Source organism: Zoogloea sp. 1C4, assembly GCF_009469605.1.
In the GTDB taxonomy this organism is placed as follows: domain Bacteria; phylum Pseudomonadota; class Gammaproteobacteria; order Burkholderiales; family Rhodocyclaceae; genus Zoogloea; species Zoogloea oryzae.
Window position 1 is genome coordinate 2,501 of record NZ_SSXU01000051.1, and the last position, 2,632, is coordinate 5,132.

At 52.9% G+C, this 2,632-nt stretch carries 1 rRNA gene (only partly in view); it reads left to right on the top strand.

The annotated features are described in order from the left end of the window. Positions 1 to 2,552: ribosomal RNA gene (locus GH681_RS22425) — 23S ribosomal RNA — on the top strand; it begins 330 nt to the left of the window's first position. The last annotated feature ends 80 nt before the right edge of the window (positions 2,553 to 2,632 follow it).

The window sequence follows — 2,632 nt, forward strand, 5'->3', positions numbered from 1 at the left end:
TATGCGAAAAGTAGCCGGCGGGTCTGAGCGTGCGACAAGTAGGGCGGGACACGAGAAATCCTGTCTGAAGATGGGGGGACCATCCTCCAAGGCTAAATACTCGTGATCGACCGATAGTGAACCAGTACCGTGAGGGAAAGGCGAAAAGAACCCCGGGAGGGGAGTGAAATAGATCCTGAAACCGCATGCATACAAACAGTGGGAGCCTCGCAAGGGGTGACTGCGTACCTTTTGTATAATGGGTCAGCGACTTACGTTCAGTAGCAAGCTTAACCGGATAGGGGAGGCGTAGCGAAAGCGAGTCTGATAAGGGCGATTTAGTTGCTGGGCGTAGACCCGAAACCAAGTGATCTATCCATGGCCAGGATGAAGGTGCGGTAACACGCACTGGAGGTCCGAACCCACTAATGTTGAAAAATTAGGGGATGAGCTGTGGATAGGGGTGAAAGGCTAAACAAACTTGGAAATAGCTGGTTCTCCCCGAAAACTATTTAGGTAGTGCCTCGTGCGGACACTTCCGGGGGTAGAGCACTGTAATCGTTGGGGGGGTCATTGCGATCTACCCCGCGATAGCAAACTCCGAATACCGGAAAGTGATACACGGGAGACAGACGGTGGGTGCTAACGTCCATCGTCAAGAGGGAAACAACCCAGACCGCCAGCTAAGGTCCCAAATACATGGCTAAGTGGAAAACGAGGTGGGAAGGCATAGACAGCTAGGAGGTTGGCTTAGAAGCAGCCACCCTTTAAAGAAAGCGTAATAGCTCACTAGTCGAGTCGTCCTGCGCGGAAGATGTAACGGGGCTCAAGCCATGAACCGAAGCTGCGGATGCATTTTATGCATGGTAGGGGAGCGTTCTGTAAGTCTGTGAAGGTGTCTTGTAAAGGATGCTGGAGATATCAGAAGTGCGAATGCTGACATGAGTAGCGATAAAGGGTGTGAAAAGCACCCTCGCCGAAAGCCCAAGGTTTCCTGCGCAACGTTCATCGGCGCAGGGTGAGTCGGCCCCTAAGGCGAGGCAGAAATGCGTAGTCGATGGGAAACAGGTCAATATTCCTGTACCGATTCTAGATGCGATGTGGGGACGGAGAAGGTTAGGTCAGCCATCTGTTGGAATAGGTGGTTTAAGCGTGTAGGCGTGCCCCTTAGGCAAATCCGGGGGGCTTAGCTGAGGCGTGACGACGAGGTCTCTTTGAGACCGAAGTGATTGATACCCTGCTTCCAGGAAAAGCCACTAAGCTTCAGTCTAGAATTGACCGTACCGCAAACCGACACAGGTGGGCAGGTAGAAGATACTAAGGCGCTTGAGAGAACTCAGGAGAAGGAACTCGGCAAATTGATACCGTAACTTCGGGAGAAGGTATGCCCCTGTAGCTTGTAGGAGAACATCCGAAGGGCGACGGGGCCGCAGAGAATCGGTGGCTGCGACTGTTTATTAAAAACACAGCACTCTGCAAACACGAAAGTGGACGTATAGGGTGTGACGCCTGCCCGGTGCCGGAAGGTTAAGTGATGGGGTGCAAGCTCTTGATCGAAGCCCCGGTAAACGGCGGCCGTAACTATAACGGTCCTAAGGTAGCGAAATTCCTTGTCGGGTAAGTTCCGACCTGCACGAATGGCGTAACGATGGCCACACTGTCTCCTCCTGAGACTCAGCGAAGTTGAAGTGTTTGTGAAGATGCAATCTCCCCGCGGCTAGACGGAAAGACCCCATGAACCTTTACTGTAGCTTTGCATTGGACTTTGACGGGACTTGTGTAGGATAGGTGGGAGGCGATGAGACCGGGACGCTAGTTCCGGAGGAGCCGTCCTTGAAATACCACCCTGGTGTCGTTGAGGTTCTAACCTAGGTCTGTGAATCCAGATCGGGGACCGTGCATGGTAGGCAGTTTGACTGGGGCGGTCTCCTCCCAAAAGGTAACGGAGGAGTACGAAGGTCTTCTAGGTACGGTCGGACATCGTACTGATAGTGCAATGGCAAAAGAAGGCTTGACTGCGAGACCGACAAGTCGAGCAGGTGCGAAAGCAGGTCATAGTGATCCGGTGGTTCTGTATGGAAGGGCCATCGCTCAACGGATAAAAGGTACTCTGGGGATAACAGGCTGATTCCGCCCAAGAGTTCACATCGACGGCGGAGTTTGGCACCTCGATGTCGGCTCATCACATCCTGGGGCTGTAGCCGGTCCCAAGGGTATGGCTGTTCGCCATTTAAAGTGGTACGTGAGCTGGGTTTAAAACGTCGTGAGACAGTTTGGTCCCTATCTGCCGTGGGCGCTGGATATTTGAGGGGGCCTGCTCCTAGTACGAGAGGACCGGAGTGGACGAATCTCTGGTGTACCGGTTGTGACGCCAGTCGCATCGCCGGGTAGCTAAATTCGGAAGAGATAACCGCTGAAAGCATCTAAGCGGGAAACTCGCCTCAAGATGAGATATCCCTGGGAACTTGATTCCCCTAAAGGGTCGTTGAAGACCACGACGTTGATAGGCTGGGTGTGGAAGCGCAGTAATGCGTTAAGCTAACCAGTACTAATTGCCCGTGAGGCTTGATCCTATAACCTTGCAATACAAGGCAAACTCGAAAAACGTGCGCAATCGCACCACCCAACACCACACTTCTTCTCTTTGACGTTC